Source organism: Peptoniphilus sp. HCN-40583 (genome assembly GCF_037892835.1).
Classification (GTDB): Bacteria; Bacillota; Clostridia; order Tissierellales; family Peptoniphilaceae; genus Aedoeadaptatus; species Aedoeadaptatus rachelemmaiella.
The window spans coordinates 45489-59988 of sequence record NZ_JBBKBU010000012.1 but is presented as its reverse complement, the minus strand read 5'-3'; the positions used below and the strand labels follow the sequence as shown (position 1 = coordinate 59988).

Below are 14500 nucleotides of genomic sequence, written 5' to 3'. Positions count from 1 at the left end.
CAGCCGACGATGCGGCTGCTTCTTTCATTGGATTTCTAAGGGAAATCTTATTTGTTTTTGTTCTTGATGTATTCATCGATCCCTTCGGCAGCTTGTTTACCTGCGCCCATGGCCAGGATAACCGTTGCGGCACCGGTAACGGCGTCGCCGCCGGCAAAGACGTCTTCAACAGAGCTTTGGCCGACTTCGGAAATAATGATGCCTTGTTTTTTGTTGGTTTCGATGTCCGGGTTGGTGCCGGTAATCAAGGGGTTCGGGTTGGTACCCAAAGCCATAATAACCGTATCCACTTCCACATCAAAGTCTTCGCCTACCTTGGGAACGGGGCGACGACGTCCCGATTCATCGGGTTCGCCGAGTTCCATGGGGCGAAGGGTCATGCTCGTAACCCAACCGTCGTCATCGGCGTGGATTTCAACGGGGGAGGTGAGAAGATGGAATTTAATGCCTTCTTCCTTGGCGTGGTGAACTTCTTCGGCACGGGCGGGGAGCTCGGCTTCCGTACGACGGTAAACGATGGTAACATCGGCGCCTAAACGCTTTGCCACGCGGGCAGCGTCCATGGCCACGTTGCCGCCGCCGATAACAGCGGTTTTGCGACCGGCGATAATGGGCGTGTCGTAGCCGGCTTCGTAAGCGTGCATGAGGTTGGTACGGGTTAAGAACTCATTGGCACTGAAGACGCCGTTGTAGTTTTCGCCGGGAATGTCCATAAAGCGGGGAAGACCGGCGCCGGTACCTAAGAAGATGGCTTCATAGCCTTCGTCGCGAATGGCTTCTAAGGACATGGTGCGACCGACGATGGTGTTGGTTTCAAATTTAACGCCCAAGTCTTTTAATTTTTCCACTTCGCTGGCGACGACGGTGTCGGGCAAACGGAATTGCGGAATACCGTAAACCAAAACGCCGCCGGGTTGTTGTAAGGATTCGAAAACCGTAACGTCGTAACCTTTTTTCAAAAGTTCGCCGGCAACGGTAATGCCTGCGGGGCCTGCGCCGACGACGGCAACTTTGTGGCCGTTGGACGGTTCGGGTTGAATGGTTTGAATGTGATTTTCACGAGCGTAGTCGGCAGCGTAGCGTTCCAACTTACCGATACTGACGGCATCGCCTTTATTCGCTAAGACGCAGTATTTTTCGCATTGGCTTTCTTGGGGACAGACGCGACCGCAAACGGCAGGCAGTGCCGTGTGTTTGGAAAGCTCCATGGCAGCGCCTTTGGCATTGTCTTCGGCGATTTCGTGGACGAAAGCGGGAATGTTGACGGAAACCGGGCAGCCCTTTACACATTGGGGATTTTTACAGTTTAAGCAACGTTTCGCTTCTTGGACAGCTTCCTCGTGATTGTAGCCGTAGCAAACTTCTTCGAAATTCTTGTTCCGTTTATTGGGATCTTGTTCCCGTACGGGTACTCTAGTAAAGCGATCCATTACGCATTCCTCCAGACTTGTTGACCCTTTGTCTTTTCCACGTTCATGTATTGTCTTTGACGCTTCATAGCCAAGTCGAAGTCCACTTTGTGGCCGTCAAATTCCGGTCCGTGGACGCAGGCGAACTTCGTTTCGCCGTCGATATTGACGCGGCAAGCGCCACACATACCGGTTCCGTCGACCATAATCGGGTTTAAGGAAACGATGGTGTGCAGATCGTATTTCTTCGTGGTGAGGCAAACAAACTTCATCATGATCATGGGGCCGATGGCGACACATGTATCGTAGGATTTGCCTTCGTTTTCGATGAGATCGTCGATTTTTGCCGTAACCATACCGTTGAAGCCATAGGAGCCGTCGTCGGTGGTAACGTAAAGTGTGCAGTCCAGATTCTTGAATTCTTCTTCGTAGATAACGGCATCTTTGTTTTTGAAGCCGATGATGACGTCGCAGTGAATACCGCGTTCAGACAGGTAACGGACTTGCGGATAGACCGGTGCGGCGCCGATACCGCCGCCGACAAATAAGTACTTTTTCTTCTTTAATTCTTCGTCACTCAATTCGGTGAAATCCGAAGGAACGCCTAAGGGGCCGACGAAGTCTTTCAGTTCATCGCCTTTTTCTTTTTGAGACAGCTTCGTCGTCGACGGTCCGGATGCTTGAACAACTAAGTCAACCCAGCCTTCTTCGCGATCGTAATTGGCGATGGTTAGCGGCACGCGTTCAGCGCGTTCATCGGAGATAACGATGACGAATTGTCCCGGTTGAGCGGCAACGGCGACACGCGGCGCGTGAATGCGTAGCAAAAACACATTGGGCGCCAGATTCTTCTTTTCTAAAATTTTAAACATACTACCCTCCCTATATTGTTGTACGTCCATTATAGTAAATAGTTAGAAAAATATCAACCTATGAAATGGTTTTTTCGTTAGCGTTTGCCTCTTGATCGAGGGGCGAAAATGGCGTAAACTGTGATACACTAAAAAGATAAAAGACATAAAAGGAGACGACGATGCAATTTTTTTCTACCCGAGACAAAAGCCGTGTGGTAACGGCAAAAGAGGCAATTTTCAAGGGTCCTGCCGATGACGGTGGCTTGTTTGTTGCGGATAAAATTCCGAAGATCGACTTAAAACAATACATGGACTATTCCTATGAAGCGTTGGCGGCGGAAGTGCTCCATTTATTTTTCGAAGATTTTTCTAAAAACGATTTACTAAATTGGACAGAGAAAGCTTACGGCTCTTTTTCCGGAACGGAACCGGTGGGTTATTTCGACCTGGACGGCATCACCGTGGCGGAATTATTCCACGGGCCCACGGCGGCGTTTAAAGACTTCGCTCTGCAAATGCTTCCCTATCTTATGGCCGCATCGGCGGAGGGAAGAAAGGTGCGGATCTTAACGGCCACCAGCGGTGACACGGGCAAGGCTGCCTTGGCCGGTTTTCAAGATGTTGAGAACACGGACATCTTTGTCTTTTATCCCGCTCACGGCGTGAGCACCATGCAGCGGCGTCAAATGTCCACGCAGCGGGGGAGCAATGTTTACGTCTACGGCATCGAAGGCAATTTCGACGACGCCCAGCGTACGGTGAAAGAAATTTTCGGAGACGACGCCTTAAGGGAAGCTTCTCGACGCGCGGGCATCGAATTTTCTTCGGCCAACTCCATTAATATCGGCCGCCTGGTTCCCCAAGTGGTGTACTATTTATATTCCTATCTGGCATTGGTGCGCAGAAACACCATTTCCATGGGCGAGGGTATCGACATTTGCGTGCCTACGGGCAATTTCGGCAATATTTTAGCCGCCATGTACGCCAAGGAAATGGGCATGCCTGTGGGGCGGTTTATCTGCGCTTCCAATAAAAACCACGTGCTTACGGATTTCATTACCACCGGCGTCTACGACAGAAACCGCGACTTCTTTAAAACCACTTCGCCTTCCATGGATATTCTCGTGGCGAGCAATATTGAGCGCTACCTGCATTTGGTTTTGAAGAAAGATTATAAAGTGCGGGAGAAAATGGAATCCTTAAATGCTACGGGCCGCTTCGAGATTCCCATGGACGCCATCAACCGCTCGAAGCTCGTAGGCTATTGGTCCACGGACGCAGAAGGGGAAGCGCGGATCAAGGAAGTGTTCGATCGCTTCGGCTATGTCATGGATCCCCACACGGCGGTAGCCTACGACGGGGCGAAGAAACACGGCTCCGCCAACCACGTTCTCGTGATGGCCACGGCGAGCCCCTACAAATTCCCCGACACGGTGGCGGATGCGTTGGGCATCGAAGGGGAAGGGGATGTGGATCTTTTGAAAAAAATCGAAGATGCTACCGGCGTTCCTTGCCCGAGGCCTTTAAGGTCGGTCTTCGATTTGCCCGAGCGCTTCAATGAAAGCATTACGGTGGATGAAATGAAAGAAGTGGTAAAGGAGGGATTTCATGATTAAACTGCGTGTGCCGGCGACGACGGCCAATATGGGACCGGGCTTCGACGTTATCGGCTTGGCCTTGGATTTATACAACACCTTTACCTTTGCCCTCGACGGCGGCGATTGCGACAGAGAGAGCATGATCTATGAGGCGGCGAAAGTGGTCTTCGACAAGGCAGACGCCTCCATGGAAAAATTCAGCTACCGCGTGGATGCGGACATTCCCATTGCCCGGGGCTTGGGAAGCAGCGCCACTTGCATCGTCGGCGGCATGGTGGGGGCCAATGAATTGCTTGGCGCGCCCTTTACCCAAGATGAAATTTTAAAAATGGCGTCGGATTTCGAAGGCCATCCGGATAATGTGGCGCCGGCTCTTTTAGGCGGCTGCGTCATCAGCTTGCCCACAGACGACGGCGTGGTCTACAGAAAGATCAACAACATCGACAACTTCGCCACCATTGCGGCCTTCCCGGACTTCGATTTGTCTACGGCCAAGGCGCGGGCGGCGCTCCCCAAGTCTCTGACCTATGCCGATACGGTGTCGAACATCGGCCACATGGGCTTTTTGATTCACGGCTTGGAAACCGCCGACACGGAGGCGTTGTTCTTCGGCCTGGAAGATAAAATTCACGAGCCCTACCGCAGCAAACTCATCGCCGGCTACGACGTAATGAAGACGCTGGAAGAGGATCACAATGGCCGCGTCCTCATTAGCGGCGCCGGACCCACTTTGTTGTTCGTCACGGAAAAATCCGCCGATCTGGAGGCCATAAAAAAGGACTGGGAAAAAATATCCGAACCTCTGGATGCCACCTGGGACATTCGAATCCTGCACATTACCACCACCGGCGTGGAAATTTTGGAAAATGCATAAAAAAGAGCCCTCGGAAAATCCCGAGGGCTTTTGATTGTTACAGCAATTGCTTTTGAATGGCAATTAAGAAGCGTTCCATCAGCGGGTTCATTTGCGTGCGGGGAACATTGATCTGCACGTGATACATATTGCCGGAGCCTTCCAAATCGCCTTTTAATCGATCCATGATTTCTTTTAAATCCACCGGAACATCGGCGCTTCGAAGGATGTGAATCTGGGCTTCGTTGCCGTTGGGAATGCCGTAAATTTGCACGGTCTTCGCCTTTTTTTGGATGGCATTGGACAGGTACTTAAAGCTTTTGAAATTGATGTTTTCCAAGGTGGTGTAAATATAGCCCACGCCTTCTACGGTGCGACGCTTGGCCATAAATTCATGAACCTGCTCCATGGCCATGGCTTCTTCCATTGAATCGATTTTCTTCTTTTGCTCGTCGATTTTGCCGTGAAGTTTTTTCACCGCCTGCCAAATGCCCTGGGTGGTGTTTTCCTTCAGGTACATGGACAGATTTTTCGTCAGGTAACGGTGGTTTCTGTAATCGTCTAAGGCGCATTTGCCGCAGACGAAGGTGAGCTTCAGACCTTCTTCCTCTTTTTCGATTTTTTGAATGGCAAAGAGAGCCACCTCACCGGTGTTTTTCAACAGCGGCCCCACGCTGTACACTTTGTCTACGGAGGGGATGGTCACTTCGCCCTTTTCTTCTTGAATCGGCAGATTGGATTCGATAAGATGATTGACGTAGTTTTCTATTTTTTCAAGGGACATAAAGCCGATGTCTTCGGCATCGACGACGAGGTAGCAGGCTTCTTCCGTGGAGCCTGAGAGGACTTTGGCGTGAAGAAGCTTTTCCAAGGCGCAGGTAAAGAGAATGCGGGCGATATTATTTTGCATGGACTGCAGGCGGCGGGGCCAGTCGATGGAAAGTTCCGCCTCCTTGCCGCTTTCTGCCGCATCCATTTTGCACTGAATGCGCCCACCTTCGACGGTGTAGTCTACGGCCTCGCCGTCCAGGGTGATTTTATCGCCGGTGTAGTAGCCCTCCACGGGCGGGGCGACGATGCTGTCTTCTAAAAAGAAATAATCAAAGCCTTTACTTTTTACGGTGTCGGGAACGGTGATTTTCATGAATTTACGGTAAGGTTCCCTCAGATACAGGGCCATAGGCGCCTCCTTTTGTTTGATTTGCGTTTTACTTATTTTATCATATCTTTCGTTTTTTTCGAAAGCAGGTGGTTATGAAACAGTTGTGGTTTATCTTGTGCCTCGCATTGGGCGGGGGCTGCTTTTTTGCAGAGCGCGTGCCCCTGTTGTTTGCTGTGCCTGTTTTGATCCTCGCCGCCTTTTGCTTTCTCCTGTGGGGAAAGAAGGCCAATGGCCTCTATCCCTTGGCGGCCCTGATTGTGTTTGTCTTCGCTTCATCCGGTCTTCAGTCGACGCAAGGGCCCCCTGTGCGGGTCACGGTGCGGGGCGTGGTCATGGCATCGAAGGAAAATTACTACGATTTAAGGATCGGCCCGTTAAAGAGGGTGCGGGTTTTCTCCGAGGCCCATCCCGCCATGGGAACGCGGGTGGCCGTGCGTGGGATTACCATGAAGCCGGAGGCGCCGCGAAACCCCGGCGGCTTCGACGGGCGCCACTACGCTTTGTCTCACGGCATTAAGGCCACCTTGCGCCCCACGAAGGAAGAGATCCTTCCCGAGGAGGGAAGGGCCATGGAAAAGCTCTACACCTGCCGGGGACGGTTCAGAAAAAAAGGCGCGGCCATTTGCGAAAGGTATTTTCCGCCGAAAGAGGCGAAACTTATATCCGCCATGCTCTTCGGAAACGATGCGGACTGGGAGGGGCTGGAGGATTTTCGCACCCTCAATGTGATTCACATCTTGTCCATTTCCGGCCTACATATCGGGTTGATTATGGCGCTTTTGTCTGCAGCATTAAAGAGGCTCACCGTACCCTACGATCTGCGGAAGTTGTCCGTCCACGGTCTTTTGCTTTTGTATCTCTTTCTCACGGGCTTTCCCATAGGCGGCATGCGGGTGTGGCTGTCTCTTTTGTTTACGGATGCAGGGAAGCGGCTGTGGCGGCCGGTGGATCCCGCCTACGCCCTGGGCTTTAGCGGCGCGGTCTTTCTCTTGGTGAATCCCTTTTATATTTACCGCTTGGGCTTTTTGTTCAGCTTTTTCTCTGTCTACGGCATTTTAGCCATCTATCCGAAGTTGCCTTTCTTCGGAACGGCTCGGGGAAGAATCATGCAGGCTTTGGGCGTGAGTGTCGCCGTGAGCCTCGCCATCGCGCCCCTACTTCTGTTTGCCTCGGGAAGCATTTCCATCATGGGCCTTCTCGCCAATGTGGTGCTTCTGCCTTTGGCTGCGGCGATTTTATACGGCGGCATTGCCGTAAGCTGCTTGTCCTTTCTCTTACCGCCTGTGGCAGCCGGGGCGGCGGTTATGACTCGATGGATCTTTCTGCCCTTTCTCTTTCTCACAAAACACATGGCCCTCGCGCCCTTTAATTGGGTATTGCCGAGCTTTTCCGTAGCGGAGGCCTGCGTATATTACTTGATTCTTCACTTCGCCATGTATTTCCCCATGCGGCGGTTGAAATTACGGGCGGGGCGGCTTTTGATGCTGCAGGCCGCGGCAGTCGGCATCCTCGTCCTCGCTTGGGGCCATTGGACGGCGTCGGATCTTTCCGTGACCCAGCTCTACGTGGGGCAGGGGGACTGCGCCTATGTAGAGGCGAAAGATTTTCGCGGCCTCATCGACACCGGCGGCAGCCGCTTCGGCGCCGACCCTACGGCCCGCTACGTGGTGCCCTTTTTGCGGAAATGCGGCGTGGGCACCTTGGATGCCATCTTTCTGTCTCACTACGACGCGGATCACGCCGGCGGCGTCACCACCTTGGCGAAGGCGCATAATATCAAACACATATTTGCCCCGGCGCCGGGAAGTGAGGAAGATGCGGCCATGTACGATGCGATTCAACAGGAGGCGGGAGTCATCGAGGCCATCGAGGGAACTTTTCCCATGAAGGATTGGCAGCTTAGGGTTTTTCCGTCCTATGGCGATGCGGATAACGCCCTTTCCATGGTCATGGAGCTTTCGTCGAAGGGGCAGCGGATGCTCTTTCTCGGCGATTTGCCTGCGGCGCAGGAGAAAATGCTTCTTGCAGATCTTCGCCACCGCGAGGGCATTGTGAAACTGGGCCACCACGGATCGAAGACATCGAGTTGCGACGAATTTTTGGAGGCCACTCGGCCGCATCTGGCCCTTATTTCGGCGGGAGAGAACAATTCCTACGGCCATCCCCACCAAGTGGTGCTCCGGCGTTTAAAAGACCACCACATTTCTTATTTGGAGACGAAAAACGGCGCAATCACCATGAATTTGAAAGACGGCAAGGTGTATGTGTCCGTCTATAAACCGCGGGCCCTTTCCATGGGGCAAAGTATCTTTTTTGCCGCCTGCGTGGTAATCTTAATGGGTATGGTCTATGCAGGCGCAGGGTATTTTAAGAAAAGAGACGATTTATGGAATCAGTGGATTACAATGGAGCCTATCTTCTCCACGGACCGGAAAAGTTCGGTATGGAAGAGAAGCGCAGACAAATAGAAAAGAAGTATTTGGACCCCGCCACCAAGGATTTAAATTATGACGTGGCGTCGGGGGATGTGAGGGAGATTCTGGCCAAGGCCAACACCTTGCCCTTTATGTCCGAAAAGCGTATCGTCGTCGTAAAAGATGCGGGGCTTTTGGCAAGCGATCCGGCCTTCGATTATTTTCTGGAGGCAGTTTTTGAAATCCCCGCCTCCACGGTGCTTCTTTTAATGGAGACGGAGACCCCCATAAAAAAGAATCAAAAGCTCTACAAGCGCTTCGATAAAGCCCATCGGGTTATTGCCATGGAGCGGCTCACCGGGCAGGTGCTCAGGCGCTTTCTCGCCGGCTATTTGGCGAAGCAAAATCGCCGCATTCGCCCCGAGGTGCTGGAGCATTTTATTCGCCTTTCAGGCTACAGCGACAGGCAATTTACGGGAGACCTTCAGGGCTTGGTCAACACCTTGGATCAAATTGCCAGCGTTTCGGAAGGGGAAGTGACCATGGCGGCGGTGGACGCTTTTTTGGATCCCTTCTCCGCGGAGACCATCTTCGACCTTCTCGCCGCCATCGCGAGAAAAGACGGAGCCGCGATTTTAAACCTTTTGGACGAATTTGAGGTAAGGGAAGAGCCCGCCGGGCGCATCCTCTACATGATCGCGCGGCAAACGGGCAATCTCCTCTATTACAAAACCATGGGGGAGACGGGAAGAAGCGACGGCGAGATCTTTCGCTTCATGGGCATAAAGCCCTACGAGGGCAAAAAAATAGCCGCCCAAAGCGGCGCTTACACGAAGGCGCAGCTGCGGCGGCACTACCGATTGATTTTAGATGAGGAGCTTCGCATGAAGAGCACCTCCGCTTCGGATCGGGACGTGCTTCAAACTCTGCTTCTTTCCATGTTGCGAGACAATTAAAAAGAGCAACAAAAAAACTGAAAACAGCTGTTTTCAGTTTTTCTTGCATTAGAAAACCCCCGGTTAGACCGGGGGTTCCGTTTAGCTTTAGCGATAATCACCCGTTATTCCCAGAATGGTATGATAAGAAAGGTCTGCCAACTAATCACAATCAGGAGGGAATAATGACATCACTAAATCACACCCATAGTTTATCACACACAAAATGGAATTGTAAGTATCACGTAGTGTTTGCTCCGAAATACAGGCGAAAAGTATTTTATGGATCGAAGCGCTTAGAAATTGGAGCGATTCTACGGGAGTTATGTAGTTGGAAAGGCGTGAACATAATCGAGGCGGAAGTATGTCCAGATCACGTTCACATGCTACTAGAGATCCCACCCAAACTATCTGTATCTTCATTCATGGGCTTTCTAAAAGGTAAGAGCAGTATCATGATCTATGAACGATGGGGAGACATGAAATTTAAATATAGAGGAAGGCAGTTTTGGTGCCGAAGCTATTACGTCGATACAGCGGGAAAAAACGCTAAAAAGATTCAGGAATACATTCAAAATCAGCTGAAAGAAGATCAAATAAGTGAGCAACTAACGTTCGACACGACGAACCCCTTCAAGGGGTAGCCAAGTAACGATAGCACGGGCAGACCGCCGACGCCCTTCAGGCGCAGCTAGTAATACAGGCCCTTTGGGCCGATAAAGAAAAACCCCCGGCTACGCCGGGGGATGTTTATTTTAGTTGGCGCGATTGAATTTTTTGGTCAAACGGCTCATGCGACGAGCTGCCGCATTTTTATGGATAACATTCTTAGATGCCGCTCTCTTGAGTTTTTTGTCGACAGCGCGGAGGAGATCTCTCGCTTCGTCGATTTCACCTTTGTCAAGCGCTTCTTCGAATTTACGAATGGACGTCTTAATACCGGTCTTTACGGATTTATTGCGCAACGTTTCTTTTTTCGTCGTGCCGATACGCTTAATAGCGGATTTAATATTTGCCATGATTCACCTCCGACTGTGATTTTATCCCTTAGGATACCTTAACTTGTAGAATTTTACCATATGGCCGTGGCTTTTGCAAGAAAGGGAAGTAGGAAGTTTACAAAAGATGTAGAAAATTTGCGTTTGTGGTAAAATGAATAGTCAGATTCAAGAAAGGGGAACATTTTGAAGAGAAAAGGAAAATCGACTTCCACGGTGGTAGAAATGATAAAAATAATAATTATGGCGGTGGTATTGGCCGTGGTCATCCGCCACTTCGTCTTTAACACCACCATGGTCATCGGCCAGAGCATGGAACCCACCTTACACGAGCGCGAGCGCATGATCTGTTTGGTCTTTCCCAATTACTTCTCCGATCCCAAACGAGGGGACATTGTGATTATCGACGCGCCGGACGAATCGGGAAAAGAATATGTGAAGCGCGTCATCGGCCTGCCCGGCGATCACATTCAAATCGACGAGGGCAAGGTCTTTGTCAACGGCGTGGCTTTAAAGGAAAACTACATCCATCCCGGCGTATCCACGGGGATTTATCAGGACAAGGCCTGGGACATTAAAGCAGGCGAATTTTTCGTCATGGGAGACAATCGCCAAGAGGGCATGTCCATCGACAGCCGCTACTTCGGTCCGGTGGAGAAAAAGCACGTGCGCTCTCGGGCGGTGCTTCGCTACTATCCCTTTTCGAAATTTACTCTATTTAATCATTAACGGACGCATAAAGGAGGTACTATGACCGATCGTCAGAAAAATATTCGTAATTTCTCCATTATCGCCCACATCGATCACGGCAAGAGCACCTTGGCCGACCGACTCATCGAAAAGACCGGCATGCTCACGGAGCGGGAAATGGATGCCCAGGTGTTGGACTCCATGGCCCTGGAAAAAGAGCGGGGCATTACCATTAAGCTCAAGGCCGTGCGCCTCGTTCACGAGCGAGACGGCGAAGAATACCTTTTAAACCTCATCGACACCCCGGGCCACGTCGACTTTAACTACGAGGTATCCCGCTCCCTGGCGGCCTGCGAAGGGGCGCTTTTGGTGGTGGACTGCACCCAAGGGGTAGAGGCACAAACCTTGGCCAATGTGTACCTGGCCATGGATCAGGATTTGGAAATGGTGCCGGTCATCAACAAAATTGACCTGCCCTCGGCCCGAGTCGACGAAGTGAAAAAAGAAATCGAAGACATTGTGGCCCTGGATACGGAACACGCCCCTTTAATCAGCGCGAAAAACGGCGTGGGAATCGACGATGTGCTGGACGCCATTATCGACGAGATTCCCGCCCCCTCGGGGGATGCGAAGGCGCCCTTAAAGGCCCTCATCTTCGATTCCATTTACGACAGCTACCGCGGCGTGGTTTGCTACGTGCGTGTTTTCGACGGCAAGGTCAAGGCCGGGGACCGCATTAAAATGTGGGCCACGGAAAAAGAATTCGAAGTGGTGGAAGTGGGCGTCAATGCCAACGGAAGCATTCCCCTTAAGGAACTTTCCGCCGGCGATGTGGGCTACATTACGGCGAGCATAAAAAATGTAAAAGAAGCCCGGGTTGGCGACACGATTTACGATCCGGCTAATCCGCCCAAGGAAGCCCTGCCCGGCTACAAAAAAGTCGTGCCCATGGTCTACTCCGGCATTTATCCTGCGGAAGGGGAATCCTACACCGACGTGCGGGACGCTTTGGAAAAGCTCCAGGTCAACGACGCGGCCTTGGTTTTCGATGCGGAAACCTCCGTGGCCTTGGGCTTCGGCTTCCGCTGCGGCTTTTTGGGCCTTCTGCACATGGAAATCATTCAAGAGCGGCTGGAGCGGGAATTCGACCTGGATATTATTACCACGGCACCCTCGGTAATCTATCGGGTGCACACCGTAGACGGTGAAATGGAAGAAATTCAAAACCCGTCGAACCTTCCCGACCCCACCTCCATCGAGTACATGGAAGAGCCCTTTGTGCGGGCGGAAATCATGTCCCCTACGGATTACGTGGGCACCATTATGGAGCTCTGTCAAGAGCGGCGTGGCCGCTACATCAGCATGGATTATTTGGAAGAGACCCGCGTTGTCATCACCTACGAGCTGCCCTTAAACGAAGTGATCTACGATTTCTTCGACGCCTTAAAGAGCAAGACCAGAGGCTACGCCTCCTACGACTACGAGCTCATCGGCTACGAACGTGGCGACTTGGTGAAAATGGACATTCTCATCAACGGGGAATTGGTGGATGCTTTCTCCCTGATCGTGCACAAGGACAAGGCCTACGAGCGGGGCAGAAAAATTTGCGAGCGTCTCACCGGCGTCATTCCCCGCCATCAATTTGCCGTGCCCATTCAGGCGGCCATCGGATCGAAGATCATCGCCAGAGAAACCATTCGCGCCGTCAGAAAAGACGTTCTGGCCAAGTGCTACGGCGGCGACATTTCCCGGAAGCGGAAACTCTTGGAAAAGCAAAAGGAAGGGAAGAAGCGCATGCGCTCCATCGGCAATGTGGAAGTGCCTCAAGAAGCCTTCCTCGCCGTCCTCAAATACGACGAAGACAAATAAGAAAGGCGGACCTGAAAGGGTCCGTTTTTTGGAGGTTTTATGAAAAAGTCCCCGGGCATTTACATCCACGTGCCCTTTTGCGAAAAAAAGTGCGACTACTGCGATTTCTACTCCCTGCCGAAAAAGGGCGAGGCGGATTTCGACGACTATCTGGAATCTCTTCTGCGAGAGATCGATTTATATGAAGAGATCATGGGCGCCGGCGTAAGCACGGTGTTTTTCGGCGGCGGCACCCCCTCCCTTTTGGGCACGGATCGCCTTGCTAAAATCATGGAAAAGTTGCGCCCCTTTATAAACGAGGGGGCTGAGATTACCATGGAGGGAAATCCCGAAAGCGTCCTTCATCTCGATGTGGCCGCCTTAATCGACACGGGCTTTAATCGCTTCAGCATGGGCGTGCAAAGTGCGTCGGATCGCCTTTTAAACATCATGGGCCGCATTCACGATGGGAAAACCGCCGAGGATGCCTTTCATCATTTAAGAAAGGGCGAGGCGAAAAACATCAATCTGGACTTTATCTCCTCCGTTCCTTCGGAGACCATGGAGGATGTGGCGGCGAGCCTCGCCATGATCGAGGCCCTGAATCCGGAACACGTGAGCCTTTACAGCTTAATCGTGGAGCCGGAGACGGCTTTTTACCGCCGCTTCGGAAAAATGATGGAAGCCATGGAGGATACGGATCGCATTCACGTTCACACCTACGAAAAAGGCCTCGCCGCCATGGGTTATAAGCAGTACGAACTATCCAATTTCGAAAAAGGCGGCCACCAATGCGCCCACAATTTAAATTACTGGCACCTTGGCGAATACATCGGCCTGGGCCCGGTTGCAAGCGGCCACTTCAAGGGCAGGCGCTACAGAAATGTGCAAAACCTTTCTGCCTACAACGAGGCCCTACGCAGGGGAGCACCACCTGTGGCAGAGGAAGAAGTGCTCTCCATGGTGGACAAAGACAACGAATACGTCATGTTGGGCCTTCGGCTCAACGAGGGCATTGCCATGGATGCCCCTCTGCCCTCGGGGGAGGAATTTAAGGACGTGCACAAAGAAGCCATCGAGAAAAACCTAAAAAACGGCCTACTCACCATAATAAACGGCCGCGTGGCTTTAACGCGCAAGGGACGCGACCTAGCCAATCGGGTGGAAGTGGACTTCTTTCGCTTGTAAAAAAATATTCCCTTAAAGAAGAGAGAAAGAAAATACACGGAGCCATTCATGTGAATGAAACGATGCTTCGAAAGGGAAGGCAACAAGGGATGTATAATCTTCAATACAGCGGCATCGTCGTCACCAACGGCGGTGCCCTTTTATCATGCCCCGGGCATGGGAAGAAATGCCTGAAAAAGCATATGCTATAATAACCTTAGATGAACGAGAGAAGGGAAAAGGCGATGCCTATGCCTTGGAGAATCCATAGAAATGCTAAAACGATCAAAAGGTATTGAAACATTCGAAGGCATGCCAACGGTGACGGAATATATCAATTCCTTCTTATCCGACCCAGATTTCTACAACTTCCTTGAGGATCTTTCATTTAAGGAAAATAGAGTGCGCTCTGCACAGAACATGACGCCAGAGCAGAAAAGCAAACTTGGACAGATTGATGTTGAAGGATATAACATCTGGGAGCTTCGGATGTTTGTACAAGACTTTATACACAGTCAGCTAGTAAAAAGAGGACTAAAGATTGAGAAGATATAATGCAGAAATGAGGGATG

At 51.5% G+C, this 14500-nt stretch carries 14 protein-coding genes; 10 read left to right on the top strand and 4 right to left on the bottom strand.

The features are described from left to right. Window positions 1–47 precede the first annotated feature (47 nt). Both gltA and WKT05_RS05260 read right to left on the bottom strand, forming a co-directional pair. Window positions 48–1430 (bottom strand): NADPH-dependent glutamate synthase, encoded by a 1383-nt coding sequence (gltA, locus tag WKT05_RS05265; protein ID WP_340413210.1) that lies wholly within the window; start codon window positions 1428–1430, stop codon window positions 48–50. Beyond that, a complete protein-coding gene (locus WKT05_RS05260) occupies window positions 1430–2281 on the bottom strand; it encodes a sulfide/dihydroorotate dehydrogenase-like FAD/NAD-binding protein (protein ID WP_340413209.1) in 852 nt (283 codons plus the stop codon). Before WKT05_RS05260 ends, gltA begins: the two co-directional genes overlap by 1 nt. A gap of 161 nt (window positions 2282–2442) precedes the next feature. On the opposite strand from WKT05_RS05260, the gene thrC reads away from it, so the two are divergent. Both thrC and thrB read left to right on the top strand, forming a co-directional pair. Further along, window positions 2443–3879: a threonine synthase gene (gene thrC, locus WKT05_RS05255; RefSeq protein WP_340413208.1), complete on the top strand. Its 1437-nt coding sequence runs from the start codon at window positions 2443–2445 to the stop codon at window positions 3877–3879. Then, window positions 3872–4735, top strand: coding sequence for a homoserine kinase (gene thrB / locus WKT05_RS05250; protein ID WP_340413207.1), 864 nt, complete (start codon window positions 3872–3874; stop codon window positions 4733–4735). Before thrC ends, thrB begins: the two co-directional genes overlap by 8 nt. A gap of 37 nt (window positions 4736–4772) precedes the next feature. Here the strand turns inward: thrB and WKT05_RS05245 are convergent, their stop codons facing one another. Next, a complete protein-coding gene (locus WKT05_RS05245) occupies window positions 4773–5894 on the bottom strand; it encodes an alanyl-tRNA editing protein (protein ID WP_340413206.1) in 1122 nt (373 codons plus the stop codon). A gap of 74 nt (window positions 5895–5968) precedes the next feature. Between WKT05_RS05245 and WKT05_RS05240 the strand changes: the two genes are divergently transcribed. The 3 genes from WKT05_RS05240 (at window position 5969) to tnpA (ending at window position 9869) form a co-directional block, all read left to right on the top strand. Then, entirely contained in the window at window positions 5969–8344 is a 2376-nt protein-coding gene (locus WKT05_RS05240; protein ID WP_340413205.1) for a DNA internalization-related competence protein ComEC/Rec2, read from the top strand. Then, entirely contained in the window at window positions 8263–9246 is a 984-nt protein-coding gene (holA, locus tag WKT05_RS05235) for a DNA polymerase III subunit delta (RefSeq protein ID WP_340413204.1), read from the top strand. Before WKT05_RS05240 ends, holA begins: the two co-directional genes overlap by 82 nt. A gap of 164 nt (window positions 9247–9410) precedes the next feature. Beyond that, complete coding sequence (gene tnpA / locus WKT05_RS05230; protein ID WP_340413203.1) at window positions 9411–9869, top strand: IS200/IS605 family transposase; 459 nt, start codon at window positions 9411–9413, stop codon at window positions 9867–9869. Between the two features lie 111 nt (window positions 9870–9980). Here the strand turns inward: tnpA and rpsT are convergent, their stop codons facing one another. Beyond that, window positions 9981–10244, bottom strand: coding sequence for a 30S ribosomal protein S20 (gene rpsT / locus WKT05_RS05225; RefSeq protein WP_215507122.1), 264 nt, complete (start codon window positions 10242–10244; stop codon window positions 9981–9983). A gap of 165 nt (window positions 10245–10409) precedes the next feature. On the opposite strand from rpsT, the gene lepB reads away from it, so the two are divergent. The 5 genes from lepB to WKT05_RS05200 all read left to right on the top strand — a co-directional run bounded on the left by lepB (window position 10410) and on the right by WKT05_RS05200 (window position 14483). After that, complete coding sequence (lepB, locus tag WKT05_RS05220) at window positions 10410–10952, top strand: signal peptidase I (RefSeq protein WP_340413202.1); 543 nt, start codon at window positions 10410–10412, stop codon at window positions 10950–10952. Between the two features lie 21 nt (window positions 10953–10973). After that, the gene (gene lepA, locus WKT05_RS05215; protein WP_340413201.1) at window positions 10974–12782 is read left to right on the top strand and encodes a translation elongation factor 4; all 1809 of its coding nucleotides are present in this window, start codon (window positions 10974–10976) and stop codon (window positions 12780–12782) included. A gap of 39 nt (window positions 12783–12821) precedes the next feature. Next, entirely contained in the window at window positions 12822–13949 is a 1128-nt protein-coding gene (gene hemW / locus WKT05_RS05210) for a radical SAM family heme chaperone HemW (protein ID WP_340413200.1), read from the top strand. Window positions 13950–13999: 50 nt separating this feature from the next. After that, window positions 14000–14140 carry a hypothetical protein gene (locus WKT05_RS05205; protein WP_340413199.1) on the top strand — a complete coding sequence of 47 codons (141 nt, stop codon included), beginning with the start codon at window positions 14000–14002 and terminating at the stop codon, window positions 14138–14140. 61 nt (window positions 14141–14201) lie between these two features. Beyond that, window positions 14202–14483 (top strand): hypothetical protein, encoded by a 282-nt coding sequence (locus WKT05_RS05200; RefSeq protein WP_340413198.1) that lies wholly within the window; start codon window positions 14202–14204, stop codon window positions 14481–14483. The last annotated feature ends 17 nt before the right edge of the window (window positions 14484–14500 follow it).

What these genes read in the sequence shown, in the direction of transcription:
- thrB (WP_340413207.1), top strand. Translation starts at nt 3,872, where the DNA reads ATGATTAAACTGCGTGTGCCGGCGACGACGGCCAATATGGGACCGGGC.
- lepA (WP_340413201.1), top strand. Translation starts at nt 10,974, where the DNA reads ATGACCGATCGTCAGAAAAATATTCGTAATTTCTCCATTATCGCCCAC.
- WKT05_RS05245 (WP_340413206.1), bottom strand. Translation starts at nt 5,894, where the DNA reads ATGGCCCTGTATCTGAGGGAACCTTACCGTAAATTCATGAAAATCACC.
- hemW (WP_340413200.1), top strand. Translation starts at nt 12,822, where the DNA reads ATGAAAAAGTCCCCGGGCATTTACATCCACGTGCCCTTTTGCGAAAAA.
- tnpA (WP_340413203.1), top strand. Translation starts at nt 9,411, where the DNA reads ATGACATCACTAAATCACACCCATAGTTTATCACACACAAAATGGAAT.
- thrC (WP_340413208.1), top strand. Translation starts at nt 2,443, where the DNA reads ATGCAATTTTTTTCTACCCGAGACAAAAGCCGTGTGGTAACGGCAAAA.
- WKT05_RS05200 (WP_340413198.1), top strand. Translation starts at nt 14,202, where the DNA reads ATGCTAAAACGATCAAAAGGTATTGAAACATTCGAAGGCATGCCAACG.
- WKT05_RS05240 (WP_340413205.1), top strand. Translation starts at nt 5,969, where the DNA reads ATGAAACAGTTGTGGTTTATCTTGTGCCTCGCATTGGGCGGGGGCTGC.
- WKT05_RS05260 (WP_340413209.1), bottom strand. Translation starts at nt 2,281, where the DNA reads ATGTTTAAAATTTTAGAAAAGAAGAATCTGGCGCCCAATGTGTTTTTG.
- holA (WP_340413204.1), top strand. Translation starts at nt 8,263, where the DNA reads ATGGAATCAGTGGATTACAATGGAGCCTATCTTCTCCACGGACCGGAA.
- gltA (WP_340413210.1), bottom strand. Translation starts at nt 1,430, where the DNA reads ATGGATCGCTTTACTAGAGTACCCGTACGGGAACAAGATCCCAATAAA.
- rpsT (WP_215507122.1), bottom strand. Translation starts at nt 10,244, where the DNA reads ATGGCAAATATTAAATCCGCTATTAAGCGTATCGGCACGACGAAAAAA.